19 protein-coding genes are annotated in these 26,221 nt (G+C 44.8%); 11 read left to right on the top strand and 8 right to left on the bottom strand.

Annotated elements, in window-relative coordinates; genetic code table 11:
* Positions 1-10 precede the first annotated feature (10 nt).
* From MKHDV_RS10145 to MKHDV_RS10115, 7 genes are all read left to right on the top strand, one after another.
* Entirely contained in the window at positions 11-2,029 is a 2,019-nt protein-coding gene (locus tag MKHDV_RS10145; RefSeq protein ID WP_160714898.1) for a PAS domain S-box protein, read from the top strand.
* Between the two features lie 106 nt (positions 2,030-2,135).
* Complete coding sequence (locus MKHDV_RS10140) at positions 2,136-2,495, top strand: helix-turn-helix transcriptional regulator (protein ID WP_160714896.1); 360 nt, start codon at positions 2,136-2,138, stop codon at positions 2,493-2,495.
* A 303-nt stretch (positions 2,496-2,798) separates the two neighbouring features.
* Positions 2,799-3,524: a FadR/GntR family transcriptional regulator gene (locus MKHDV_RS10135; RefSeq protein ID WP_160714894.1), complete on the top strand. Its 726-nt coding sequence runs from the start codon at positions 2,799-2,801 to the stop codon at positions 3,522-3,524.
* Positions 3,525-3,567: 43 nt separating this feature from the next.
* Positions 3,568-4,365: a sulfite exporter TauE/SafE family protein gene (locus MKHDV_RS10130; RefSeq protein WP_160714892.1), complete on the top strand. Its 798-nt coding sequence runs from the start codon at positions 3,568-3,570 to the stop codon at positions 4,363-4,365.
* 319 nt (positions 4,366-4,684) lie between these two features.
* Positions 4,685-5,914: an ABC transporter substrate-binding protein gene (locus tag MKHDV_RS10125; protein WP_254060453.1), complete on the top strand. Its 1,230-nt coding sequence runs from the start codon at positions 4,685-4,687 to the stop codon at positions 5,912-5,914.
* On the top strand, positions 5,898-6,971 hold the full coding sequence (locus MKHDV_RS10120) for a nucleoside hydrolase (protein WP_160714890.1): 1,074 nt from the start codon (positions 5,898-5,900) through the stop codon (positions 6,969-6,971). Before MKHDV_RS10125 ends, MKHDV_RS10120 begins: the two co-directional genes overlap by 17 nt.
* 366 nt (positions 6,972-7,337) lie before the next feature.
* On the top strand, positions 7,338-7,613 hold the full coding sequence (locus MKHDV_RS10115) for a hypothetical protein (protein WP_160714888.1): 276 nt from the start codon (positions 7,338-7,340) through the stop codon (positions 7,611-7,613).
* Between the two features lie 191 nt (positions 7,614-7,804).
* Here the strand turns inward: MKHDV_RS10115 and MKHDV_RS10110 are convergent, their stop codons facing one another.
* Entirely contained in the window at positions 7,805-8,122 is a 318-nt protein-coding gene (locus tag MKHDV_RS10110) for a TusE/DsrC/DsvC family sulfur relay protein (protein ID WP_160714886.1), read from the bottom strand.
* A gap of 554 nt (positions 8,123-8,676) precedes the next feature.
* Positions 8,677-9,351 carry a CBS and ACT domain-containing protein gene (locus MKHDV_RS10105; protein ID WP_160714884.1) on the bottom strand — a complete coding sequence of 225 codons (675 nt, stop codon included), beginning with the start codon at positions 9,349-9,351 and terminating at the stop codon, positions 8,677-8,679.
* A gap of 223 nt (positions 9,352-9,574) precedes the next feature.
* Here MKHDV_RS10105 and larC point away from each other — a divergent pair, with 223 nt between their 5' ends.
* Positions 9,575-10,750, top strand: coding sequence for a nickel pincer cofactor biosynthesis protein LarC (larC, locus tag MKHDV_RS10100; RefSeq protein ID WP_160714882.1), 1,176 nt, complete (start codon positions 9,575-9,577; stop codon positions 10,748-10,750).
* A 368-nt stretch (positions 10,751-11,118) separates the two neighbouring features.
* Here the strand turns inward: larC and ade are convergent, their stop codons facing one another.
* The 4 genes from ade to MKHDV_RS10080 form a co-directional block, all read right to left on the bottom strand.
* Positions 11,119-12,852, bottom strand: a complete 1,734-nt coding sequence (gene ade, locus MKHDV_RS10095) for an adenine deaminase (RefSeq protein WP_160714880.1) — start codon at positions 12,850-12,852, stop codon at positions 11,119-11,121.
* 157 nt (positions 12,853-13,009) lie between these two features.
* A complete protein-coding gene (locus tag MKHDV_RS10090; protein ID WP_160714878.1) occupies positions 13,010-14,359 on the bottom strand; it encodes a D-serine ammonia-lyase in 1,350 nt (449 codons plus the stop codon).
* Between the two features lie 25 nt (positions 14,360-14,384).
* Positions 14,385-15,236 carry a glycerophosphodiester phosphodiesterase family protein gene (locus MKHDV_RS10085; RefSeq protein ID WP_160714876.1) on the bottom strand — a complete coding sequence of 284 codons (852 nt, stop codon included), beginning with the start codon at positions 15,234-15,236 and terminating at the stop codon, positions 14,385-14,387.
* Between the two features lie 261 nt (positions 15,237-15,497).
* A complete protein-coding gene (locus MKHDV_RS10080; RefSeq protein ID WP_160714874.1) occupies positions 15,498-17,921 on the bottom strand; it encodes a Cache 3/Cache 2 fusion domain-containing protein in 2,424 nt (807 codons plus the stop codon).
* A gap of 505 nt (positions 17,922-18,426) precedes the next feature.
* Here MKHDV_RS10080 and MKHDV_RS10075 point away from each other — a divergent pair.
* From MKHDV_RS10075 to MKHDV_RS10065, 3 genes are read left to right on the top strand one after another with little or no spacing between them, the layout of a single operon-like run.
* Complete coding sequence (locus tag MKHDV_RS10075) at positions 18,427-19,233, top strand: TetR/AcrR family transcriptional regulator (RefSeq protein ID WP_160714872.1); 807 nt, start codon at positions 18,427-18,429, stop codon at positions 19,231-19,233.
* Complete coding sequence (locus MKHDV_RS10070; RefSeq protein WP_254060452.1) at positions 19,160-20,218, top strand: efflux RND transporter periplasmic adaptor subunit; 1,059 nt, start codon at positions 19,160-19,162, stop codon at positions 20,216-20,218. The genes MKHDV_RS10075 and MKHDV_RS10070 overlap by 74 nt, the downstream gene beginning before the upstream one ends.
* The gene (locus tag MKHDV_RS10065) at positions 20,215-23,421 is read left to right on the top strand and encodes an efflux RND transporter permease subunit (RefSeq protein WP_160714870.1); all 3,207 of its coding nucleotides are present in this window, start codon (positions 20,215-20,217) and stop codon (positions 23,419-23,421) included. Before MKHDV_RS10070 ends, MKHDV_RS10065 begins: the two co-directional genes overlap by 4 nt.
* Positions 23,422-23,519: 98 nt before the next feature.
* On the opposite strand, the gene MKHDV_RS10060 is transcribed toward MKHDV_RS10065, so the two are convergent.
* Both MKHDV_RS10060 and MKHDV_RS10055 read right to left on the bottom strand, forming a co-directional pair.
* Positions 23,520-24,908 (bottom strand): aspartate ammonia-lyase, encoded by a 1,389-nt coding sequence (locus MKHDV_RS10060; protein WP_160714868.1) that lies wholly within the window; start codon positions 24,906-24,908, stop codon positions 23,520-23,522.
* Positions 24,909-25,134: 226 nt separating this feature from the next.
* Positions 25,135-25,887 (bottom strand): DNA/RNA non-specific endonuclease, encoded by a 753-nt coding sequence (locus tag MKHDV_RS10055; RefSeq protein WP_160714866.1) that lies wholly within the window; start codon positions 25,885-25,887, stop codon positions 25,135-25,137.
* Positions 25,888-26,221 lie beyond the last annotated feature (334 nt).

Here is a 26,221-nt window from a genome sequence, read left to right as displayed (position 1 = left end):
GGAGAATTGCATGTCAGGTGTGTCAGGAAAGAATGGGCGTATAAAAAGCAATGCGGACAAACAACAAAGTGCAAACGACTTTGAGGCATTTGTTGCGCAGTATATTTGTGATGCTGAAGTTCCTAGCTGTACGGATACAGTGCCGTCGTCGCAATCTGTTTTGCCATATGAGTTGTTGCTAAAGGTACTGGATTCAGGCCCTATGGCGATTGCATTGTTTTCTGAGACATGTTGTCCCATGTATTGGAATGACCGTTTTGAACAATATTTCGGTTCGCTCGAAGGTGCCAACGCTAAAAGGCTTACACAAAAGAAAACGAGCCTGTGGCGTTGTGTCGGTCAAAATGTGTTTGCTGTTAGGGAAAGACAGCAAGAAACAAATGGCGAGTGCTGCAAATTAAGCGAACACGGTACATACGTGTGGTTTGAGACTCGTACACAGATAGTTAAAGCTGATGGTGCAGGAACCGTCTATTTGTATGTCGCTACAGACATTACGCACCAGAAAACAGCGCAAATAGGGTTAAAACAAACCCGTGATGAACTGGAAGAACGGGTAAAAGAACGCACCACCATTCTTGCAAAAGTGAACAACACACTGGAAGAGCAAGTTGCGCGAAGCAAACGCCAGCAGCAGGCGCTTGTGGAAAGTGAAGAACGGTTCCGCAATATTTTCTTGAACAAGCATGGTGTTCGCTTATTGTGGGATACCGCCACGTTCGAAATAGAAGAAGCGAACAGCGGTGCGGCAGAATTTTATGGATATGAACAGGGTGATATGATCGGTCAGCCGTTGCAGAAGATAACGGGTATGTCTACTTCAGCCGTTCACGACAGAATTGATGAAGTGAGGCGTTCCGGACAGGTGTCATTTACTGCGCTTCATCGTCAGGCAAATGGTGAAATGAAGTATGTTGAAGTTCACTTTGTCGGCGCTAAGAACAGAGGCCGTCTACTCGTTTACGCATTTATTATTGATATCAGTGAACGGATCGAAGCAGAGCGTAAGGTGCATGAGCACAAAAATAACCTGAAAGCATTAATGAATGCGATGGGTGATTGCGCGTTGCTTGTTGATCCGGATGGGCAGGTTATTACCATGAACCATGCCGCCGGACAGGAATTTAAATGCGTGGGACAGTCTGCAGACGGTGTGAATATTTTTGATATCTTGAGTGAACGCGTTGCAGATGCATGGCGCGGTGCTTTTGATGCTGTGTTGGTGATGGGGATGGCAGAGCATATAGAAACGGATGTGAGCCGATGCTGGAATGTATCTTTTTTTCCCGTATTTACCGAGAGTCTGGATATTAGCGCTGTCGCGATATATGCGGAAGATATCACGTTTGAAAAACGTACGGCAGAGCAGATGAAGCTGCTGTCAAAACGGGTGCTTTCAGCACAGGAAGACGAGCGAAAGCGGATCGGACGTGAGTTGCATGACAGCACAGCACAGACCATTTCCGGCATCAAGTATTTATTGGAAAGTGAAGTGGCGCGTATGGAACGGGGAGCGCAAATTGCTCCTGCACGGCTCGGCAAAATGATTGAACTGTTGCAAGGTGCAATTGTTGAATTACGCCACATCATTATGGCGCTTCGTCCGACAATTCTTGATGATCTAGGGCTTATTTCTGCCTTGCGCTGGTTGTTGAACGAAGCATCTATTCTGCATCCCTCCTTTTCTTTCTCCGGTACTTTTGACTTGTCTGAACAAATTTTCAGTGAGTTGCAGAAAACAGTTCTTTTCCGCGTGGCTCAAGAAGCGCTCACCAATGCGGCAAAACATAGTCGTGGTAATAATATTTCGCTCCACATCAAGCAGGAAGGCAATAACTGTGTACTGTATGTACAGGATGACGGTGTAGGCTTTGCTGTGGATAATTGTTCAAGAGCAGGTGTCGGGCTTGGCAGTATGCGCGAACGGATTGAACTTGCTAACGGTAGCTTGGATATTTTATCTCTCAACGGTGAGGGAACACTGGTACGTGCAGCGGTTCCTATTTGCGCTGTAGACATGAGTAAATAGCTTTTCTTTTTTCGAAGCTGGCTAAATAGACTTTATCAGTAGACTAAAGTATCATCACCGTTAATCAGATTTATTCTGTAGCATACTAACTTTGCAGGAGGAGCGGGTGGCAGAACTTACACCTGTTTGCCAAATTACATGTGTTCATGATGAAGCAGTGGCGAAAGTTCGAGAAGCCATGCCTCCTAGTGAGCACCTGAATAGTCTTTCAGAATTATTTAAAATTTTAGGCGACGGGACACGCATGCGTATCCTGAACGCGTTGTCGCATCACGAACTATGCGTTTGTGACCTTGTTACGATTATCGGAATGAGCCAACCTGCTGTTTCACATCAGCTGCGATTATTACGAACCGCTAAACTTGTGCGGTACAGAAAGGTTGGGAAAAATGTATATTACTCCCTTGCAGATGATCATGTGACAGTGCTGCTTTCCACAGCACTTGAGCATATTTTGGAAGGGTAGAAGTTACAAATAGTGAAGAATGTAATCACATAAGAAAAGCCAAGTTTTGATTTGCAATATGCATGTCGAAACTTGGCTTTTTTTGTAGGCAAAAGCGTACACTGGATTTTAGATTCTTGTGTAAAACGAAAGAGATATCCTGCAATTGGCTGTTTTGAATGTATTTGAGAATACACAACAGATGTCTTTTTTGTTTACAGACGATTTTGGGCTTGCTATCACGTTCGTATTGGTCTGACCAATGCAAGTGGCTGAGGTGAGCCTGCTCATGGTATAGTGAGCTGCAATACGTAAGGAGTAGGTATGACGTCGTCCAAAAAGGGAACTAGCAATAATAGTACAAGGCAGCGCCGAGTGCATGAAAACATTGCGGATCAGCTGCGTGATCTTATTACTCGTGGAGAATTTCTTCCGGGTAAAAGGCTTCCTTCAGAGCGTAAGCTTGCGGAAATTTTTTCAGTATCGCGTCACGGGGTACGTGAAGCTTTGCGTAAGCTGGAAGAGCAGGGACTTGTTTTTTCGAGACAAGGCGACGGTACATATGTGCGAAGAATTGAAGAAGCACAGGGCAGGAAGCCTGTTTCGGCAGCTCTTGATAGAAATAAGTGCCGGTATGTGGAAGTGCTCGAATTACGAAAAGTTATTGAACCGCAGATAGCCGCAATTGCAGCACAGTATATTACGGAAGACGAATTGATTGAACTGCGACGGGTTCTGGATGAACAGATTGATGAAATAAGTCAGGGGCGCAAAGGCTCTGAGGCAGACTGTGAATTTCATAAGTTAATTGCAGCCGGAACCAGAAACAGCGTTATGCTGGAGATGGTCACGCGAATTCATGATATTGTGTCGCAGAGTTTAGAATTTACTTTGGAAAACAGTCATCGCAGGCACTGGGCTATTGAGACTCACGAACGTATTTTGCGTGCGCTTGAGAATAGAGATCCTGAGACGGCACGCAAGGAAATGTATGAGCATATAGCGTATGTTGAATCGCTAGCGCTTTCCGAATTGGAAGGGGAAGGGTAGTGTCTCGCCCCCCCGTTTGTTGTAATGAGAATGGAGAACTTCTATGATTTCAGTGGTGCTTTTATATCTGGCTGTCGGGGCATTTGCAGGTGTGCTGGCAGGTTTGCTCGGTATTGGCGGCGGGCTGGTTATTGTTCCGTTGCTGGTGTTTAGTTTTACATTACAAGGAATTTCTCCGGATGTGCTGATGCACCTTGCTTTGGGTACTTCTCTCGCATCAATTATCTTTACCTCGATTGCAAGTTTTAGAGCGCACGATAAGCGTGGTGCAGTGCGTTGGGATGTGTTCCGTATGATCACACCGGGTATTATTATTGGTGGCTTGCTGGGAGCAGAAGTTGCTTCCCGTATGTCTTCCAGCCTGTTGAAAGGTATTTTTGTTTGTTTCTTGTACTACGTAGGTTCGCAGATGTTGTTTGGTATCAAGCCGAAAGCCAGCCGTGAACTCCCGGGAACTGTTGGCATTACAGGTGCTGGTGGTATTATCGGTATGGTGTCCAGCATCGTAGGTATCGGTGGTGGTACTATGTCTGTACCGTTCCTATCTTTCTGTAACGTGCCGTTACGTGTTGCAATTGGTACTGCTTCCGCCATCGGATTGCCAATCGCGCTTGCTGGGACAATCGGGTATGTGACAACTGGATTTTCTGATCCATCCACACCTGCATACTCTTTCGGGTATGTTTATGTTCCGGCGCTTCTCGGTATCATCAGTGCCAGTTGGTTTACAGCTCCTCTTGGAGCCAAACTCGCGCACTCTCTTCCTGTTGCAAAATTAACTAAAATTTTTGCTGCATTACTGCTTGTTGTGGCAACAAAGATGCTTTTAAGTCTGTTTTAGTTGATACAAGTCAGCTGAATCTATAAAGGCACTCTATTCTTATTAGATAGAGTGCCTTTTTCTATGTGTAATGATAAGGAAAAATGCAAGTCGGTGGTTGTTATTTATCAGCAATATCAATAATACTGAAACTAAGATTCAGATTGCATGAGAAAACTCGTTTTGCAATGGTAATGCCGAGTCGTAACTACTTCTTACCTTAGTTCTTCTTGTGCGTGTAAGATTGAAGCGGTGCATTGGGCGCATGGTCTTAATCTGAAGAAATGACTTTAGTCAGTTGCCTCTGGCATATCTGGCGTTCAACAAACCGAGGTGATTTGTGAAACAATTTATTCGTTTTTTTGCAACGGGAGCGGTATGCTTGCTGCTTTTGTTGGCAGCGGGCTGCGGTGCAGAAGAGAAGCAGCAGGCAACAACGGATATCAGTTGGGATGAACATGTGGCTCGTGCAAAAGACACGACCGTACGTTTTTACATGTATGGTGGCATGAATAACGTCAACGACTGGATAGACAATGTCATCGCTCCTGCTGTGAAAGAGCAGTACGGGGTAACGGTTGAAAGAGTGCCTATGAGTGCTCCAGTATTTATGAATAAAATGCTGGCTGAGAAGAGTGCTGGAAAATCCACAGGCAGCATTGATCTGCTGTGGATAAATGGTGAAAATTTCAAGAATGCCCGTAAGGCCGATCTGATAGAAGGGCCTGTCACGCCGCTTCTTCCAAACTATTTGGCATATGTGAATCCTGACGAAGCTGCGACAGATTTTGGATACCCGGTGGATGGGTATGAGGCACCGTATGGTCGTGCACAATTTGTTTTTGAGTACGACAGTGCGCGCACGCCGAATCCTCCAAAGTCATTTGCTGAATTACAAGAATGGGTGAAGAAGAATCCTGGTAAATTTACATACCCGTCTCCGCCGGACTTCACAGGTTCCGCATTCATCCGTCAGGTTTTTTATGCAGTAACTGGCGGGCATGAGCAGTATGCAAATGGATTTGATCAGGCGTTGTTTGACGCTAATGCACCAAAGCTTTGGGCATACCTTAACGATATTGCACCGTACCTGTGGCAGGAAGGAAGAGCATATCCGAAAGATCCAGCATTTCAGGCTACATTGTTCTCTCGCGGGGAAATTGATGTGATGATGGCGTACCATCCGACTCATGCACAGAACCGTGTCATAGACGGAACATATCCTGAAAGTGTCCGCACTTTCGTCATGGAAGAAGGCTCTATTTACAACACCCATTTTACGGCTATTCCGAAGAATGCTTCAAACAAATCCGGAGCACTTATTGTTATGAACTATTTACTTTCCCCTGAGGCACAACTTTCGAAGTTTTCTCCGAATATCTGGGGTGATTTTCCTGTATTGGATATGAACAAATTATCCCCAGAGGTTGTAGCGCAGTTTGCTGAGGTTGACCTTGGCCAAGCAACGCTGAAGCCTGCTGAACTGAGTGCTGTAGCAGTTCCAGAGATCCCTTCTGAGTGGCTGGAAGCATTGGAACAAGGCTGGGAAGAGCATGTTCTTAAAAAATAGTGACGCAATTCCGCTTGTTATTGATACAGACAATGCTTTTGGAATGCCTGTGCGTGATCTGGATGATGGCATAGCGCTTATTGTAAGCCTTGTGTCAGAAAAGGTAGACGTGAAGGCCATTGTTGCTTCGGCCTGTAATTGCAGGGCATATGAGGCGGCGCAAAACACTCTGTATCTTCTTAAGCAATTCGGAATTACTGATATTCCTGTAGGGTTGGGGGCGGAAACGCCCCTTTCCGGTGATAGAGAGGCGCATCACCAATTCTTGGAAGCAAAAGCGTACAGCGCATGGACGGCTTACTGGGATAATGCGCCACAGGTTCCGGCTGTAGATGTTTCCACACTCCCGTCAGGAGTTGATGTACTGATTGATGCTGTGCGGGCTAATCCAAACAAGATAGTGGTGGTAGCATTAGGCAGCTTTACTAACCTTGCGTTAGCATTACAAAAAGATCCGGATATTGCTCCGCTTATTAACGAAGTCATTCATATGGGTGGCTCGTTTGAGCCACAGGAAGGCGAGTTGGCATTCGAATGGGATACTGCGGATATTCCACCGGAAATATGGGAAACAACGCTTAGGTTTAATACCTGGTACGATAAACAGGCGACCGTTGAAGTGTTGAAGGCTGATATTCCGGTTCGTTTTATTACAGCCAATGTCACAAGCCATTTTTATTTACGAAATGTGCATATGCAAAAAATTAAATTAGCTGCACATGGGACTTTAGGAAAAACTCTAATACGTAACATTGAACCGTGGCTTGAGTGGAGTATTTTTGAGCGGAAATTGGTTGGTGCACACATGCATGACCCCCTAACCATACTCGCTCTACTGGACACGTCAGTATGTACATACAGATATATGAATGCAGACATAGTAAGGTTTCTAGAAGGATACGAACTTTTTCCACAGGATGTAGATTCTTTGTGCAAAACTGCTGATTATGCAACCAAGTTGAAGGTCGAGGTTGCTGTTAACGTAGACACTGCAAGGGCTGAGCAAGTATTATGTGATTTGCTGAGCCGAGCTGTTTCGTTAGAATCTAACAGTTGAAGAAATAATTGGTTTTTAGCGAGGTTAGTTGCTACTGTTATTGTAATTAGCCAAGTGAGCTTGTTTATTGTTGACCCTTTTTTAGAGATAAAAAAACTCCCTGTAGCACCAGTATACTTGAATTTGTTCGTAACTTTGCACTGCTTGTGGAAAAAAATATACTTGTTGCAAAAGTACCTGCGTTCTAGTGTGCATTTCAAGAAAGAGAAAAAATAAGTTTCTGAACTAAAAGTTCAGTAATTTTAGGTTAATAGCTCATGTTTCCTGCGGATGTTTTAGGCGACGTCTTGAAAGCTTAACTTTTTCGATTGATTGAAAGAGTACGGGCTGAATCGGGAAATGAAATATATACGCTGGAGGGTCATCGTGATCAAAAATGCAATGGATGATATGATTTCAAAACTTGGGAAAGAATTTTCTGAATTTTCTGGAACTGTGCGTTCCGTGAAGAAAAATGACGGCGGAGATTTTGTCGTCACTCCCGAGATTATGCGTAATATAGTGGGACACGTTGAAAGCCTGTTTGGAACTATGCGTGAAACACAAGAGTCCGTGCAGTTAGCTCTCGAAAGCGAGTTGTTGCAAGAAGAAAGAAAATGGATTGATTTGCTTGATAACGCAGATATGACAACAGAGCATTAAGCTATTCTCATATCAGACTGTTAGGCGATTTAGTTGTGGCATGTGTCCCCTTGATGCGAAGGCATTGAGGGGACGTGTGTGTGTAAAGGGTGAGAATCAGCAGCGCATTGCGCTTGCTGGTTTTTTTTGGACAAAATAAAAGCGGGAGAAAAATCTCCCGCTTTATATGCTCAAACTGTAAGATCAGCTGACTATACGCAGCCGGTAGGCTTAGGAAGACCAGCCATCTTACATGCTCCCTTACCTGGGCCGGAAGGGAAGAGTTCGTATACCTGCTTCAATTTGAAGCCAGTGTTTTTAGAAAGGATACGCACCATAGGAGCGATACCGTTCTTTCTGTAGTAATCCTGAAGGAAATCAAGGATTTTCTGGTGATCTTCGGAGATCTCAGAGATGCCTTCAGATTCTTTAACGTAATCTACCCATTCAGGGCACCATTCTTCGAATTTAAGCAGGAAGCCGTCTTCATCAACCTCGAAAGATTTACCTTCAAAAGTAATTTCAGCCATTTTGTCCTCCTTGGACATGGTCTATAAGCGTGATATTTAGCTCAGACATATGCCGGGTTGCAGCAACAGCTGACAACCTGATGTAAAGCAGTGATCCACTGCTTGTCTCCATACAGATTTGCTCTATAGAGCAAACACTGACTTGTTAAAGCCGTGATAGTCATTTTGTCAATGGGCAAGCCCATAAAATTCGATTTTTCTTGTCGCCTTACGGAACAAAAAAAAGGAAAAAACAAGTGATATCAACGGCGCTAAGATGCCACAGTGTTCCGAAAAACACAAGCTTCCAAACATGCTGATATTGTCAAGGATCATAGTGGGCTACCTCTGTCTGATGAAAAAAAGATAACCCTATGAAGAGCTAATCTAATGTGACAGAGGTGTGAATTATAAAACCGGTTGCATTGTTGCAACTGTGCATGTTGCAAAATGGATACATCTCGGCGTGAGCAACGATTTGACAAGGGCTGCGAGTGGGTACGTTTGTTGTGTGAGTGTCAAAAAGAAAGCGACTCCAAAAGAGCCGCTTAAAAATCTACAAGACGAGTGATATTTTACTGAGGGTGAACGTTGTCACGTGCCCAGAATATAACATCAAATTGTTCTTTAAGATCCTCGATAATCTGGTTTTCCTTGGTGCGTTCCATCGGCATAATGCGAATGTTCACGTCGCGTTTGCCTTTTCCTTCCTCTTCTTCCATAGCGGAAAGAATAGAAACAATACGCGCTTTATGCTGACGCATAAGGTTCAGGATAGGGCGCAGTGTGCCAGCTTCGTTTGGTAAACGAATACCGAACTGAACACCACCCTGACGGGCACCCGTGATGGTGATAAGAACATTAAAAATGTCACTTACGGTAATGATACCCACCAATTTACCGTCTTCATCAACCACAGGAAGACCACCAAAGTCTTTCTCAATCATCATCATGGCAGCATTTTCAACAGTGTTGGTCGGGCTTGTAACATGCGGATCAACCGTCATGATGTCTTTAACTTTGATTTCTGAGAGCAGGTAGTAAAGCTCGTGCACATCTAGTGTCGTAGCTTTGGAAGGAGAGGCTTCTTTTATATCTCTATCTGAGACTATCCCGACGACACGACCGCTGTGATCCACAACAGGGATACGGCTAATGTCGTGTGCTTTTAAAGCCTTGGAGGCCTTCATCATTGATGTATCGGGCGAGACAGTAATTACATCTTTTGCCATCCAGTCACGAATCAGCATGATTTTTCCTCCTGAAATACACACATACGTTTGATCATTGATAGTATACTTGTTTTATATATAAGCATTTATTTTGTAGGTGAACAAGCGAAAATTGCTATATCAAAGCGACTGTACTTTGCACTATTGTTGGCTTAGTAGATATTAGATCAGATTAGTGTTTTATAATGTGTCGTGCATGGGCCGGTAGCCTTAATGTACCTGTGATGAAAGGAAATAGAGAATGAAAGCGTTGTATCTTGATTGTCGATTCGGACTTGGCGGCGATATGTTTTTGGCTGCTATGCATGATCTGGGTGTGGATTTGTCGCTATTACAGCGCATTTTTATCGAAGCAGGAATTTACGTATCAATCGCACCTGTAAGTACAATGAGACAATCAATTGTAGGCGCGTCTCTTTCCATAGAATGGCCAGATGCCCAGCCGCTTCGACATTTACCAGAGATTGTTTCGATCATCGAAAAGCTTTCAGTCTCCAATGACGTGCAGACACGTTCTATAAACGCATTCGAGCGACTGGCAGAAATCGAAGCTGCCGTCCACGGTAAAGCCGTACAGGACATACATTTTCATGAAGTGGGTGCAATAGACACACTCGTCGATGTGATCGGTGCTTTCTGGGCTGTAGAGCAACTTGGTATCACAAGCATTACAGCTTCCAAACTGCCGTGGTTTTCCGGAACTGTTGAGTGCGAACATGGCACGCTACCACTTCCCGCGCCAGCTGTTCTTGAATTACTCAAAGGAAAACCGGTATTCGCCACCGAATGTGAACAAGAGCTCATAACTCCCACCGGTGCATTACTCATCGATCAACTCGTAACTGATTTTAAGTCCGGTGCTGATGGAGTTCTGTTGCAAACAGGTCTCGGCTACGGTCAAAGAGAATCCGGTGGCGGCCTTCGCATAAGTCTTCTTGAGTCGGAAATCCAAGCACAAACAACTTCCTCAAATCCCGACACAATTACGGATGAAATTTACGTTCTCGAAAGCCATATCGATCATCTGACCGGCGAAGAGTTAGGACGTTGTTTCGACATATTCATGGATGCCGGAGCGTTGGATGTATTCTTCACCGCAGGGGTAATGAAAAAAAATCGACCCGCGGGAAGTCTTAAAGTTCTCTGCAAGCCAAGTGAGTTAGCAAAAATAGAGCAACTTTTCTTTGCGCACACGCATACTCTCGGTATCCGTAGGCAGAAAACAGAACGCGTGCTCCTGCCACGTAAAGAAGAGCGCACAGAAACTCCCTTCGGTGAGATGGATGGCAAAAGCTACAGCGTCGACGGGATGACAATTTCTAAGCCTGAGTATGAAGAGCTTGTCAAATTTTCCAAAAAAACTGGCCGTAGTCTGCCAGAGCTTCGCTACATGTTGTATGGTAATACTAAGCCGTAGCTAGCTAGGTTTTTGTCTGCGACGCTTTTTTTTATGTCTCCGACGGCTGGGGGAAACCCTTTTGGAAAAGGGTTCTCCCCCAGACCCCTTTCCTAAAACTTTTAGTATGCGAATTACGCCCGTCAATAGAGTTTTCACGCGGCTTAAACGTACTAACTTGAAATAACAAAAGGCTGTCCTTCATATGAAGGACAGCCTTTTTTATTGTATGAAAGGTAGTGGAGCGTAAGCCGCGAGGCAAAATAAGCAACGGGCTAAACTCGCAGGTAAAAGTCTTTGGAGATTCCTAAGAACCTTTCTACAGAAAGGTTTTCCCCAGCTGCCGGCGAGGCTCGTCGAAGACCCGCCGGAGGCCAATCTACTTACTATTAGTCAGCTTCAACAGGAACAAAGGAGAAGGTAGTCACATCGAAGAGACCGCCGTCTGTAAGTTTGAGCGCTGGGATTACTGGCAGACTCATGAAGCTGAGGGTCATGAATGGCTGTAGTTTCGGGTTGATACTAAATTCTTTGGAAAGATTCAGCAGCTCTTCCATTTTTGTAGCAACTTGCTGCGCAGGCTGGTCGGACATAAGCCCTGCAATTGGCAGTGAGAGATGCCCGAGCACTTTACCATCGCGAACGAGGGTGATGCCGCCACCAATTTCTTTGAGATCGTTGATGGCAACGAGCATGTCTTCGTCGTTATCGCCTGCGACTACGATGTTGTGTGAATCGTGTGCGATTGTGGTGGCGATTGCACCATTTTTTATGTGGTAGTTTTCGAAGATGCCGAGGCCGATGTTGCCTGTCGCATTGTGTCGCTCTACCACAGCAATTTTGGTGAGCCCTTCGTTTTGTTTCGCGTTGAAGCAGCCATTTTCATCCAGAACAACTTCTTTGATAACACACTCGGTGAGCACTGTGTCTGGGATAACGCTGATGGTGCGTACGTTGTTGCTGGAAAGCTTGAGCTTAAGATCGTCGAGAGTGATATCAGCAAGGTTCACAGTGTCACGAACGGAGTCACGTACGATCTCTTTTGGTTCAACAAGCAGAACGCCGTTTTCGGCAATCTGGTTACCATCTGTGAACACGTGGCTTACTTCAAAATTGGTAAGATCCCGCACAATCATAATGTCAGCATCGTAGCCTGGTGCAATTGCACCTTTGCCTTTAAGACCATAGCACTCTGCTGCGTTAAGGGTACCTATGGTAATTGCTTTAAGTGCGTCAACGCCTTCTTCAACAGCAATTTTAAGGTTCGTATTTATATGGCCATTTGCAAGAATATCTGCTGGTTCACGGTCATCTGTACAGAATACGCAGCGACGGTAGTTTGCATCTGTAAGACCTTTTGCGAGTGTGCGAAGATCTTTGGTTGCTGAACCTTCACGAATGAGCACGTACATGCCGAGACGGATACGCTCGTGCATTTCTTCTATGGTGCAACATTCGTGATCAGTTTTGATTCCGGCTGCCGCATAAGCGATGAGATCACGACCGGATAACCCCGGAGTGTGACCGTCGGCAATGCGATTGCGTGAGGATGCCATGTAAATTTTGTCCAGCATTGCTGGATCGCTGTTGATAACAGCAGGGAAGTTCATAACTTCTGCAAGACCGTGCACCCCTTCGTGGTCGATCAGCTCGGAAAGTTCTTTTGCTTCAAGGATAGCACCGGAGTTTTCGAACGGTGTTGCCGGTACGCAAGAAGGAAGCATGATGCGTACATTAAGCGGTAGGTCTTTGGATGCATCCAGCATGTAGCGAATGCCTTCCAGGCCGCATACGTTCGCAATTTCATGCGGGTCTGCTACGATTGTGGTTGTGCCGTATGGCAGAACACACTTTGCAAACTGTGCAGGAGAAACAACAGAAGATTCAATATGAACGTGCCCGTCGATGAGACCCGGCATAAGGTATCCACCAGCAGCATCGATAGTTTTAGCCGCTTCGTATTCGCCGAAACCGACAACTTTACCGTCACCGATGGCAACAGGGCTTTCGAAGATTGTCTGAGAGAAAACATCAACCACTTTACAGTTAGTGATGAGAGTATCTACTGGAGTTCGTCCAGCCGCCATGTCAATGCGGCGTGCAAGAGCTTCGCGTTCAGTCATGATCTATCCTTATATATGATTGGAGCATAAAATTTGTATTAAGTATGGAGCAAATATCACGTAACACGTTTGGATGAAAGGAGAAGGCGTCTCTCATTGTATCTTTTGATAACGTGCTGATGATACTTGCATTGTGTTCGCTTAACGGAGTGATTAACTAGGATATGTCGCGCAACTTGCATCCGGCTTCGTAATATTTTTGCATTTCTTCACGCGGCACCATGCTCCCGCCTGTTCCCCACGCAATGTGCGTTGCTGTTGTCATATAATCTTGCAACCCGTGCAGATGCAGGTACTCTTCGTTGTGTTGAACGCGTGCAATGCCTGACATTCCCGCAAGTGCTGAAGGTTCCATCCAAATATCTTCTGTATCTGCAAGCAGTGCTAAGAGCTCGAACATAGTCTCATCACTGACGGTAAAAGCACCATCTATCAGATGTTGTAATGTCTTGCCTACAAAGCCTGAAGGTCGACCGACGGCAAGGCCGTCTGCAACTGTGCGGTTGTCTATTCCAACATCCTGAACAGAAACAGCATCGTGTAAGCCTGTATGCAGGCCGATGAGCATGGCTGGAGAGTGGGTTGGTTCTGCAAAAAAGCAATGAACATTGTCACCAAAGGCAAGCTTAAGACCGAAAGCAACACCGCCGGGGCCACCGCCTACTCCGCATGGAAGGTACACAAAAAGCGGGTGCTCTGCATCTACTGTGATGTTTGCTTCTGTGAGCTGTTTTTTGAGCCGATCCGCTGCTACAGCGTATCCCATAAAGAGTGTGATGGAGTTTTCATCATCGATAAAATGGCAACTTGGATCGCCTTTTGCCTGCTTTCTACCTTCTGCAACAGCGAGGGAGTAGTCGGAATCGTACTCGATGACGTTTACCCCTTTTGAGCGCAGCATATCTTTTTTCCACTGCCTTGCATCTGCTGACATATGGACACTGACGGAGAATCCGAGCTGAGCACTCATTATGCCGATGGAGAGTCCAAGGTTACCTGTTGAACCTACCGCAATGGTGTAGTTGCTGAAAAATTGGCGGAATGTTGCGCTGTCCAATTTTGAATAATCGTCGGAGAGGGAAAGGAGTCCGGTTCCGCACGCAAGACTTTCTGCATGATTGAGAACTTCGTAGATACCACCGCGAGCTTTGATTGAGCCGGAGATAGGCAGATGGCTGTCACATTTGAGCAGAAGTTCTCCAGATAGCGTCATATTGAAATAGCTTGCCATCGCATTTTGCATATTCGGGATGCGGCGAAGCGGGGATTCAATAAGCCCTTGAGCCCTTTGTGTCTCAGGAAAAACTTTTTCGATGTATGGACGGAACCGTTCGAGCCGTGCTGCTGCATCTTCAACATCTGCTTTTGAGAGTGCAATGTGCTTCATTGCATCAGCAAACGGGAGAGTGTCTGGATTGAACCATGTGGTTTCATCCAGCGCTATTGCATCACGAATAAGTGGATCTGTTTTCCATTCTTGAAGAGTCTTTTCTGAGTATGTCGGCACGGAGAACTCCTGTTGATTGTATTTGCTAGCTTGAGATTACTTTTTGTATGGCGGCAATGGCACGGTCTGGGAAGTCGGAGATAAGGCCGCTGGTTCCCCAGTTGGCAAAGGCGTATAATTCATGTTCGCAATTAATTGTCCAGATATTAACCATGAGTCCGGCTTCGCGCAGGGCTTTGATGTCATCGGCTGTCGTAAAAGTGCGGCATGGATGGTATGCGGAAGCGTTAAGCTTTTTACAGTATTCAACAGGCTGTTCAATGCGCTTTTCAGTCAAAACCCCTAAAGGCATGTCCGGCATTTCTGTATGAATAGTTTGTAAATAGTCGTGGTTAAAAGAAGAGATCATTGTCTGTTCTTTTACGTCGTGTTTGAGAATTTTTTCGAGGACTATATGCACGATGGTATGGCTGTGATCATCAATTGTAGTCTGATCTTTGATCTCAAGATTGAGCAGCATACCAGACTGTTTAATAAAAATGAGCAGTTCGTCCAATGTAGGAATGGTCGTGCCGGTAAATGTTGACGCAGTTTCAGCGGAAATCGTGCCGTTTTTAATCTGCGCGTGTGGGTCGCTTTCTGCGTACCACTTGCCTGCATCAAGCGTTCGCACTTCTTCGAGTGTCAGGTGATGGATTCCTGTTTTTTCGCCATGCTTTTGCAGATGGGGAAGTTCTGCAATGTTGGTGGTGCGGGTGAGCACGTAGTCATGGAAAATGACCGCGTACCCATCCTTAGTCAGGTTTACATCAAGCTCAATCGCTTCAGCACCAAGTTCATGGGCTATATGAAACGCGGGCATGGTATTTTCCGGAGCGTAAGCTCGTGCTCCACGATGCGCATGCGTAATGCATTCGTTAGCTTTTTCTGTAAACACAGTCTTCTCCTGTACAGTCTGCCAAAGTTTAGTTGAAGATATAGCAAGGGATGGTGGCAGCAATACGTACTTGCATGGAATTTTATACCGACAAGAACGCCATATCACCCATAGGGCAGAGAGTGAAGACTGAAATTATGAAGGAGCATTGGTAGCATTTTCAAGTGCGGCTGTGTTTGCTGATGTGATCTGGATGACAGGAATTATATTGAGACCATAAAAAAAGAGCCCGTGCCTAAGACACGAGCTCTTTTTTTTTTATTACTGTTGGAGATCATCAATAAGCGTTTTCAAACTCTGAGCTAGTCTGGAAAGCTCAACAACTGCGTGCGAAGACTCAGTAAGAGCCAATGCGGATTCATCCGCAAGGCGGTTGACCTCACCTGCTGCTCCGGCAATTTGTTCTGCTGCTGCGGATTGTTCTTCGGCAGCCGTAGCGATGGATCGCACCCTGTCTGAAGTTTCCATAACCGTATCTACAATTTGTCCTAACGCCTTGCCCGCATTATGTGTCTGGGCAGTGGTGCTTTCTACAAGTTCAGCAACGTCACTCATATGGTCGAGAGTGCCGTGGGTGCTTTTTTGGATGCCCTGCACGACAGACTCAACTTCTTTAGTTGCATTCATTGTTTTTTCAGCAAGCTTGCGGACTTCATCTGCAACAACTGCAAAGCCTCGTCCAGCCTCTCCTGCTCGTGCAGCTTCAATTGCAGCGTTTAGTGCGAGCAAGTTTGTCTGGTCTGCAATGTCATTAATAACACTGATAATATTACCAACCCCGTCAGCCTGTGCTCCTAACTCCGTAAGCGTCTTTTGCATTAAGCTGGCGTGGGAATGCACTTCTTCTGTTGATGTCGTAACCTGAGATACAACAGTTGCACCTTCTTCGGCTATTTTCCGAGCATTATCAGCATTTTCTGCGGCATCAGATGCGTTTCTAGCTACTTCAAGGGTAGTAGAGTTCATTTCTTCGATAGCGATGGCAGATTCACCAACGCGCGCAGCCTGAGTGGAGGCGCCGACTCTACATTGTTCTACCTGTGCAGACAATTCTTCAGCAGCAGAGGACACTTGATCCGCAATGGAATGTGCCTGTGCAGCAGTGTCGGCAATACGCTCATTCTGACGAATAATGACAGACTCGTTTTCATGAATCTCTGTCATATCATGCCAGAATGCTACTGAACCAAGCAGCTTACCATCCATGTCATAGAACGGAGTGGTGCTGACAGCAATGTAGAGAATATTCCCGTCAGGATGTTTGTACTCAATGTCATTCTGTAATGACTGTTCAGTACGGATGGCCTTGTCAGACAGGGTTTCATAGCTGTTATCGTTATAGAAGAACTTACCGGAGCTAACTCCTACATAACTTTCGGGAGTTCCAGTTTTTCCGATTAAATCACAAAGATGCTGATTAGACCAAGAGACTGTGAAGTCCGGTCCGATGATGGAACACGGAGTCGGAATGCCCTTTAGAACACCTTCAGAGAACCCAAGTTTGGCCTTAAGTTCTGCAACCATTGTATTAACTGAAGTAACAGTACTTCCGATAGCGTCATTAAGATGATAATCAGTTCGTGCATTCAGGTCGCCCGCTGCAATTTTCTTTGTGGTGTTCCCCAACTCTTCGAGAGGTCGGAGCAAACTACGCAGCAGGAATATAAGAACAAGGCTTGAGATGAGAATGCCGCCGGAAATGCTTGCAATGCTTAACTTTTGCAAGGTTTCATCGGCACCAAGGCTCAAGTACTTTTCCGGTATTGTGAAATAAATCAGCCAGTCTCTGGATTCAATAGTCTGAGAAAATGAGAGACGTTTTGTGCCGTTGTATTCGTATTGAGTGAAGCCGTTTTTGTTCTTCATCATAATCTTACCGGCTTCTGTGTCATTCAAATTTCCGTCGGCCATGAGCGCTGCGTCCGGATGATATACGAAACTACCGTCAGAGCGCACAATAAACGGATACCCATGCCCATCGTAGGTGATCTTTTTAATCATTTCGAGCAGAGGCGGGGTCATCATTGGTCTACCACAGTACACAACTGCAATTACGTTGCCGCTGGAATCTTTGAGTGGCTTGTATATTGTTACGTACCATGCGTTTACTACATAGGCTCTGCCGCGGAAGGTTTGACCGTTCATAACTGTCTTGTACACTGCGCTGCTGGCAGGAATGTATGTGCCAGTTGCACGGTTACCGTCGAGTTTCTTTACGTTGGTGGAAACACGTAGAAGTTTTCCCGGAAGTGCCTGAAAAATTGTTGCAGTACCACCGACCATTTCCTGGACTTTATCAACAAGTTTGTTGCTGGCATTCAGCACCGTAGCGGAATCCTCTGCTCCAAGCTGAAGGACTGGAATTGTTACGGATTCAGACTTTTTGCTGATTTGATTGGTGATAGTAGTTGTTACAGTTTTTTGTGAATTTACACGTAACCCCCCGTGGTTTTCGATTTCATCATCAAAAACACTTACATCGGTTTCGAGTTTTTCAAGTGTAATTTGGTGCTGCATTTCCACACTGTCTTTTAGTCCCACAACCATTGTGCTGATAAACTGGTCACCAAGTTTTACCAGTGCACTATGTGAAACTGAGTAGTTGTTCCAACTAAGAACACCTAACAGTGTGACAATTACAAGCAATACAGAGCCGATCAATTTACGATTAAAGTTTAGCTCCATTCTTCTAGCCCCCGATAGTTGTGATTGTTTTTTGATACGTCAATGGGTGGTCATGATGTACCAATCTAGCAAGCCATTTATCCAGCGTGCACAATGTACTGCTGGTTGAGTTCTTTTTTTGAAGTAAGTAGTGAGCTGGCAGTTGTTATTTGTAGTTCTATAATCAAATTTTGTTTGCACATAAAAATTTCATAATGAAGAATGAATCTTGTAATTCAGTATAGTTATCTATCGGAAATTTTAGAAAAAACTTTAACCAGAGCCGATATAGGGTTTAGAATTATTGATAGAGTAAGTGTTTGTTTGTATTGAGTAAAATAAGCAGAATTACATGTTTTATGGTGATTGTTGATGTAAAAGGAAAAAAAGTAGTGTCAGAGTGGGGGTAAGAATCCTTTCTCAACATGTTCATTTCGCGCGATAAATAGAAACCACTTGACAGATTCAAACAGTGTTTGAAATAAGGTTTCAAACGGTGTTTGAATTTGCTTGAGGTGAGGTTCGAATGGATAGAAAAATAATTCCCGCACAGTTTAAAGAAATTGCGCGTAATTATTATAAATCGCGGGAACAGGCGTTACACGCATGGAGAGAGCGGCGTAATCAAGCGCAAAGTGCGTTGGATACCCGTAGCCGTATTTTTAATACGGCCCGCATCATTTTTTCTCAAAAGGGACACAACGCAACAGTGCGTGAGATTTGTACTGCTGCAAATGCTAATGTGTCTGCTGTAAATTATCATTTTGGTAATAAAAATAAGTTGTTGGCTGCTGTTTTAGAAGAGTTCTTGCATGAGGTTCGGGGGATATACCCGTTGCATGGTGGATTAACAGATTCTGCTGAACCGGAAGAACGATTGTTTGGTTTTACATTGGCTTGTGTGAGTGGAATGCTTATCTCGCATGGTGATGAGTATTGGGAACTTAACAAGCTGCTGCTTGATGCCTTCATTAATGATTTTGAAGAATTCTTGCATGTCTCTGAGAAAGATTGGCTCGAATTACGCGGGGGAGTTATCCCGATTATCGACACAATGACAGGGAATGTATGGGGTCCAAAACAACTTGATTCATTGACAAGCGGCTATTTTTCACAGCTTTTTTTCTACGCAATGCATATTGATGACTTATTGTTAGCTCGAAATCAGACAGTTTTCACTGATGATGAAGTCTTCGGTATTGCACAACATATTACTGCCTTCTCTATTGGAGGCATTAAGAACTATTCGGAGTTGATGGATGCAGAAATTGATTTCCCAAATTTGTGCGATGCTGATTGTTGCAAGCGTGCTCGTAAGTCTGACGGCATGTAGCAATGGTGAAGCAAGCGACACGACAGAGAATGTGCAGACTGCAAAAGAATATGTTGTAAATGTTAAGGTTGAAACTCTGATTCCAGCTGCAATTACAGATAAAATTATGCTGCCGGGTGAAACAGAGGCGATGTACGATGTAGCACTGGCCGCAGAACAAGACGGACTCATTGAGTGGGTTGGTGTAACAGAAGGGGATTCTGTTGCGGCAAACGGGCATATTGTTCGTATTGATCTTGAAGCATTGAAAGCTGCAAAAGATCGTGCTGATGCAAACCTTACAATGAAAAAGCACCAACTTAACCGCCGTAGAAAGCTTTACAAAAGTAACGTTCTTTCACGCGAAGAGTTGGAGCAGGCTGAAACAGAATTTACTGTCGCTGAAACAAATCTGCGAGAAGCAGAAGTTAAATACGAGCACGGTATTGTTGTTTCTCCTGTTTCCGGTGTTGTGAACAAAGTTAATGTTGATCCGGGTGAATATGTTTCTAAAGGCAATCCTATAGCAAACATTGTGAACGTTGATCAGATTAAAATTACGTTCAGTGTGCCGGAAATGGACGTACGCTTTCTTTCTAAAGGGCAGATCGCACCAGTTGTGTTTGATGCCTACCCGAACGAGAAATGGAGCGGCGTGGTTGATTTCGTTGCATGGAAAGCAGATCCAGCAACCCGTACTTTCCCGGTTAGAATTATTGTTAAAAATGCAGACGGTCGTATTCGTCCGGGTATGATTGCGCGTGCAAGTTTTGTACGTCGTGCGTTGAGCGATATCGTATCTGTTCCACTATTTTCTGTTATCGATAAAGGCGGAGAACGTATCGCATTTATTGAAAAAGATGGCGTAGCAGAAGCCCGTACAGTTACTCTTGGCGTTATTGATGGCGACAGAGTGCAGATTATTGCCGGTTTGAATGTCGGTGAAAAACTGATTGTAGCAGGACAGCGAGAAGTTGAAGACGGCGTGAAGGTGGATGTTCGATGATACTTAACCAAGTAGCGTTGAAGAGGCAGTCCGTAGTATTTGTTCTACTGTGGCTTATAATTTTAGCTGGTTTAAGTAGCTATTTTTCACTGCCGCGTGAAGCTGAGCCAGATATTACGATTCCCTATATTTTCGTAAATACAACTTACGAAGGTGTTGCCCCTGAAGATATTGAAAAGCTGGTAACTATTCCTCTTGAGAGAAAGCTCAAGGGACTTGCAGATGTTGAAGAGCTTAGATCGACATCGAAAGATGGTGAATCCGCCATTGCGATTAAGTTTTTACCAAGCGTAGTTATTGATGATGCACTGCAAAAAGTGCGTGATAAAGTTGATCAGGCATCAGGCGACCTTCCGGGCGATTTAGAAGATGACCCGCTTGTCTCGGAAGCAAACTTTTCTGATATGCCGACAATGCAGATTGTATTGTCCGGTCCCTTTAGCTTGAAACGGCTGAAGGTTTTTGCTGAAGATTTAGAAGATAAGCTTGAGTCTGTTCAAGGTGTTCTTGATGCTCGCCTCATGGGTGGCCTCGAACGCGAGATTCATGTTGAGTTCGACCTTGATCGTATCGGTGCATACAATGTTCCGTTTAGCGCCTTGGTGAACTCTGTTCAGAAGGGCAACGTGAACATGCCGGGCGGCTCAATGAATATTGGTGACGCCCGCTATCAAGTTCGTGTTCCTGAGGATTTCCAAACTCCTTCAGAGATCAATAACATTGTTGCATTTGTGCGCGATGGAAAGCCTGTTTACCTTCGAGATATTGCCGAAATTCAGGATCATTACAAAGATCCTGTAACGCGGAGCCGTATGAACGGACAAAACGCCGTTACGCTTCAGATCATTAAGCGAAGCGGTGAAAATATTATTGAGGTAAACAAAGGCGTTACTGTTGCTCTTGAAGAGGCGAAAAAATTCCTCCCGCCAACATTGATTCTTGATGTTGTCGGCGATAGAGCAGAAGACGTCCGCATGATGGTGTCTGACCTTGAGAACAACATTCTCACTGGTCTTGTGCTTGTACTTGCGGTTGTATTCTTATTTATCGGTGGACGATCTGCCTTCTTTGTTTCCATAGCAATCCCGCTTTCCATGCTCATTACCTTTGTGCTGCTACGATTGCTGGACATCACGCTCAACATGGTTGTGCTGTTCTCGCTTATTCTTGCACTCGGGATGCTGGTGGATAACGGTATTGTTATTGTTGAAAATATCTACAGGCATATGCAGGAAGGAAAAAGCAGATTTCAGGCCGCAATGGATGGTACTAACGAGGTTGCATGGCCTGTTATTACCTCTACATTAACAACTGTTGGTGCTTTTTTCCCGATGATCTTCTGGCCGGGCATTATGGGCGAATTTATGTCCTATCTGCCTCGTACAGTAATCCTTGCACTTTTTGGCTCCCTGTTCGTTGCGTTGGTTATTAACCCTGTCTTTTCATCACGATTCCAAACTGCGGCTCCGGCTAAGTTTATGGATAACGGTGAAGAAAAAATTACGGGCGCACGACGCATCTATCTTGGGATGTTGAATTGGTCTTTGGATCACCGGCTTATAATTCTTGGTATTTCTGTAGTTATGTTCTTCGCATCTATTTTTGCCTTCGGAACTTACGGCAAAGGTGTTGAGTTTTTCCCGAAAGCAGAACCTAAACGCGCAAACGTAAACATCAAGGCTCCTGTGGGAACAAACCTTGATGCTACAGACCGATTTATGCGTGTGATTGAACGTGTCGGGGAAGAGTATAAAGATGTTCGTTTTGTTATTGCCAACACAGGTTCCGGCTCCGGAGGAACATTCGGCGGCGGTGGCACAGGTACACATCTTGGTGCTGTAACTCTGGACTTTAAACCAATCGCAGATCGCGAAATACAATCCTCTGATATTATCAACGAGGTGCGTGACCGCCTTACCGCTATGATCACCGGTGCGGAAGTTCGTGTTGAAGAAGAAAAAGGTGGTCCTCCAACCGGCGCTCCAGTCAACTTGGAAGTGTACGGTAAGGATATGCGAGAGCTTGGTGTGATTGTTGATAACATTCGTGCTGTCATGCGTGATATCCCGGGACCAGTTGATATAAAAGACGACTTTGTTTCCGGTAAACCGGAAATTCAGATTCGTGTAGATAAAGAACGTGCTGCATTGCTCGGTCTTGATACGTATACAATTGCATACACCATCAAGGCAGCGATTAACGGCGTAAAAGTTGGCGTATTCCGTGAGGGAAAAGACGAATACGATATTCTGACAAAGCTTCCGGAAAGTGAACGCCAGTCTATTAAAGCGTTACGTCGTATTACCGTATCCGGCGCAGATGGCGAACCTATTCCGCTTACATCTGTAGCCTCTGTTAAACTTGCCTCCGGTCTTGGTGCTATTAACCATAAAGACCAGAAACGAGTTGTTACGGTTTCTGCAAACGTCGAAGGACGTCTTGCAAACGATGTTATTCGTGAGCTTGATGTGCGCCTAAAAGAAATGAGCTGGCCTCGCGGCTACTCATACACCTTCTCGGGTGAGCAGGAAGAGCAGCGTAAGGCTTCGGAGTTTCTCACTGAAGCATTTGTTGCGACGATCTTCCTTATCTTCCTTGTGCTGGTGGCGCAGTTCAACTCAATGGCAACGCCGTTTATTATTCTTACATCCGTATTGTTGTCTCTTATCGGCGTGTTCGGAGGGCTTCTTATTTGTGGAATGCCGTTCGGTGTCGTTATGACAGGTGTTGGTGTAATTTCATTGGCGGGGGTTGTTGTTAACAACGCAATTGTACTTATTGACTACTTTGAACAGTTGCGAGCTAAAGGGATGAAAACACGTGAGGCGCTTGTTAAGGCTGGCCTTACCCGTTTCCGCCCTGTATTGCTTACCGCGATTACAACCATTCTAGGTTTGCTGCCAATGGCAGTGGGCATTAGTTTTGACTTCTTTACGTTCTCGTTCATTACGAAGTCAGACTCAACTGAATGGTGGAGCCCGATGGCTGTTGCAGTTATCTTCGGTCTGTTTGTCGCAACAATGCTTACCTTGCTTGTTGTACCTGTGCTTTGTTCCCTTAAAGAAGGCGCAAAAGCGCGCTGGGAAAAATTGACCAATAAAAAAGCACAAGAACAGAACGATACTGAGGCAGTCTTGAAAGAATCCATAGAAGAAAGCGAAAAACGAAAGGGTGCAGATTCTGCACCGGGTGATGCCGCTTAGCCGCTACCTGTTATCCTGATAAAATGAACGCCCCTGACAGAGTAACTCTGTCAGGGGCGTTTTTTGCTATGTACTGGATTACAGAAAAATGAATAGGGCTATGCCAGATGGCATGTGGTAAAGGCGTCGTAGACTTCTTCCTCTGTCAGAATTCCAAGTTTAGCTGCTGCCTCAGCAACCGGAATACGTTTTTTAAGAGAAAGTTTTGCGATGTCTGCAGCTTTTTCGTAGCCGATAATTGGTACCAAGACAGTTGCCATGACAGAGCTGTTATGCAGAAGCTCTTCGCAACGTTCTTCGTTAGCAGTGATGCCGTTAACGCATTTGGTTGCAAGGGCGTGCATTGCATTAATAAGCATATGAACTGACTGCAACACGTTTAAAATAATGACAGGTTCCATAACATTAAGCTGGAGCTGTCCAGCTTCCGCAGCCATGGTTACTGTTACATCGTGCCCTATGACCTGATATGCAACCTGATTCACGACTTCGGGAATAACCGGATTTACTTTACCCGGCATGATGGATGACCCAGCTTGTACCGGAGGTAGTGATATTTCACCAAAACCTGCGCAAGGGCCACTGCTGAGTAATCTGAGATCGTTACAAATTTTGGAAAGCTTTACACTTATACGGCGAAGTGTTCCAGAGAAGGTAACAAAGGCACCCATATCTGATGACGCTTCAATAAGATTGGCAGCGGGAGTAAGTTCGTATCCAACAAGTTTGCTAAGGTGACGGACTGCCTTGTAGGAAAAATGCGGGGGGGTGTTAATACAGGTGCCTATAGCTGTGCCGCCAAGATTTATCTCTTTAAGCAATTGAGACAGCTGATTAACGCGTTCAACATCTTCTTCGATGGTTACTGAATATGCTGCGAATTCAGAGCCCAGTGTGATGGGCACAGCGTCCTGCAACTGTGTTCGACCAACTTTTAGAATTGTGCTGAATTTTTCTGCCCGTTCCTTAAAAGCTTCACTGAGTTCCAGCTGCTGATCTGTCAACGCTTTGCATTTGCTCAAAACTGCAATGCGGGCACTGGTTGGATACACATCATTTGTGGATTGTGAACAGTTAACATGATCGTTCGGGTGCAGGTGGATGTAGTCACCTTTCTCATAACCCATTTTTTCCAGAGCGAGGTTTGCAATAACCTCGTTGGCGTTCATGTTTGTGGAGGTGCCTGCGCCGCCTTGCATCATATCGACAATGAATTGATCGTGGTGATCACCTTCAATAATGTCGTCACATGCTTCAATGATGGCATTGGCTTGAATGTCTGTGAGAAGTTTACTTTCAAAGTTTGTAAGAGCACACGCTTTCTTCACGCGTGCAAGTGATATGACCAACTCTGGAAAGTGATGCAAGGGGATGCCGGTGATGGTGAAGTTCAGTACGGCACGGGCTGTGTGTACCCCGTAATACGCATCTATAGGAACTTGAAATTCGCCAAGAGAGTCACGCTCAATGCGATATTGCTCGTTCATAGGGTCTCCGCAACGTGGTGGCTGTTGATGAAATATGCATCAGTGTGCGCTTCTAGAATTTAATCTGATGGTTGCAGCAGCTTTCCCAGAGCAGCAATGGAGTAAGAGAAAGCTTTTAAAATTCTTTAGATGCTGATGACATATACAAGATTAACGTTAGGTGCAGTTAAACATGAAAGTAATGTTATCGCGAGCGTTATCTAGCAGATATTTTGTGCAGTCAGGACTACCTTGAACGACCCCATTCCCAGCTCTGTATGTCGCATTGGCTTTCGAGTGCATTTTCCTGAGAATCTTCCAGCGCAGAAAAGAAATCGATACCTGTAGTCGCTTCGATGGCATCAATCGACACGGCGAAAGAATGTAACTTTTTCTTTGAGCCTTCATTCGGGAGAAGAAATCCAATAGCCTTGTTTTGGGAGGGGATGTAGACAATTTTATAGTAGGCATCGGGAACGAGAACTTTATTGCGCCCGATAAATTGGTCACCATGAAGGACGCCTGCAGTGATTATGATAACAGTGTCATGCTCTGCCCAGCGACGGACAGTTGCTTCGAGTTTTTTCCAGACACCACGATTAAATTTAGGTTGCTGCGGGCTCATGTTTGACATGAAAAAGGAGTCGCGCATTGCTTGTGTGCAAAAGGCCATGTCTGCTGCGGGGGCAAGATGTCCTCTGTCGAATCCGGACTTTTTGTAATCACGCAAATTTGCAGAGCGAGTGGGAATCGCAGGGTCGGGGCGGAACCTGTCTTTTCGTTGCACCCTCGGAGTGTTGGCTTCTTCCTTAGTGTACTCGTACATGACCCAAGCTGCCTGTTCAGTCTCTTCATCATACCCAAGAGAATAGAAGTCGTGGTGAACTATATATTCAGAAATGTTCTCTTGAGGAATAAGATTTTTGTATATCTCTGCGGATAAAGTGGATGGATAGGTTGCAAACAAAGCAATAGATATAATCAGGAGAAGCTTTTTCATTAATCATCCCTTCCAGAAAAGTTGGAATACATATCAATAAAAAACAACAATACGAATGTATTGCGTGTTTTTTACGTTATCCAACATTATAGACTGGAAGAAAGATAATAAAAGTACATATAGAACACAGAGAAAATGTCTCTTCATTCCAAAGAATATGAATTAGAAAATTTTATAATGAAGTGATGATCAAATATTGTACATCAATTCTCAGAAGCTTTTTACAGACAAAAATAGATTTTTCTTTAGGAAGAGCTGAGGATAAGTATTGCTGAGGTATCGTGTGATCAGATGAATGTAAACGGAGTGGGTTGTAGCCAAAAACATGTCTAAA

This window comes from Halodesulfovibrio sp. MK-HDV, assembly GCF_009914765.1.
Lineage (GTDB): Bacteria > Desulfobacterota > Desulfovibrionia > Desulfovibrionales > Desulfovibrionaceae > Halodesulfovibrio.
Note: the sequence above shows the minus strand (reverse complement) of the source record. Positions and strands in the feature narration are given on the sequence as shown.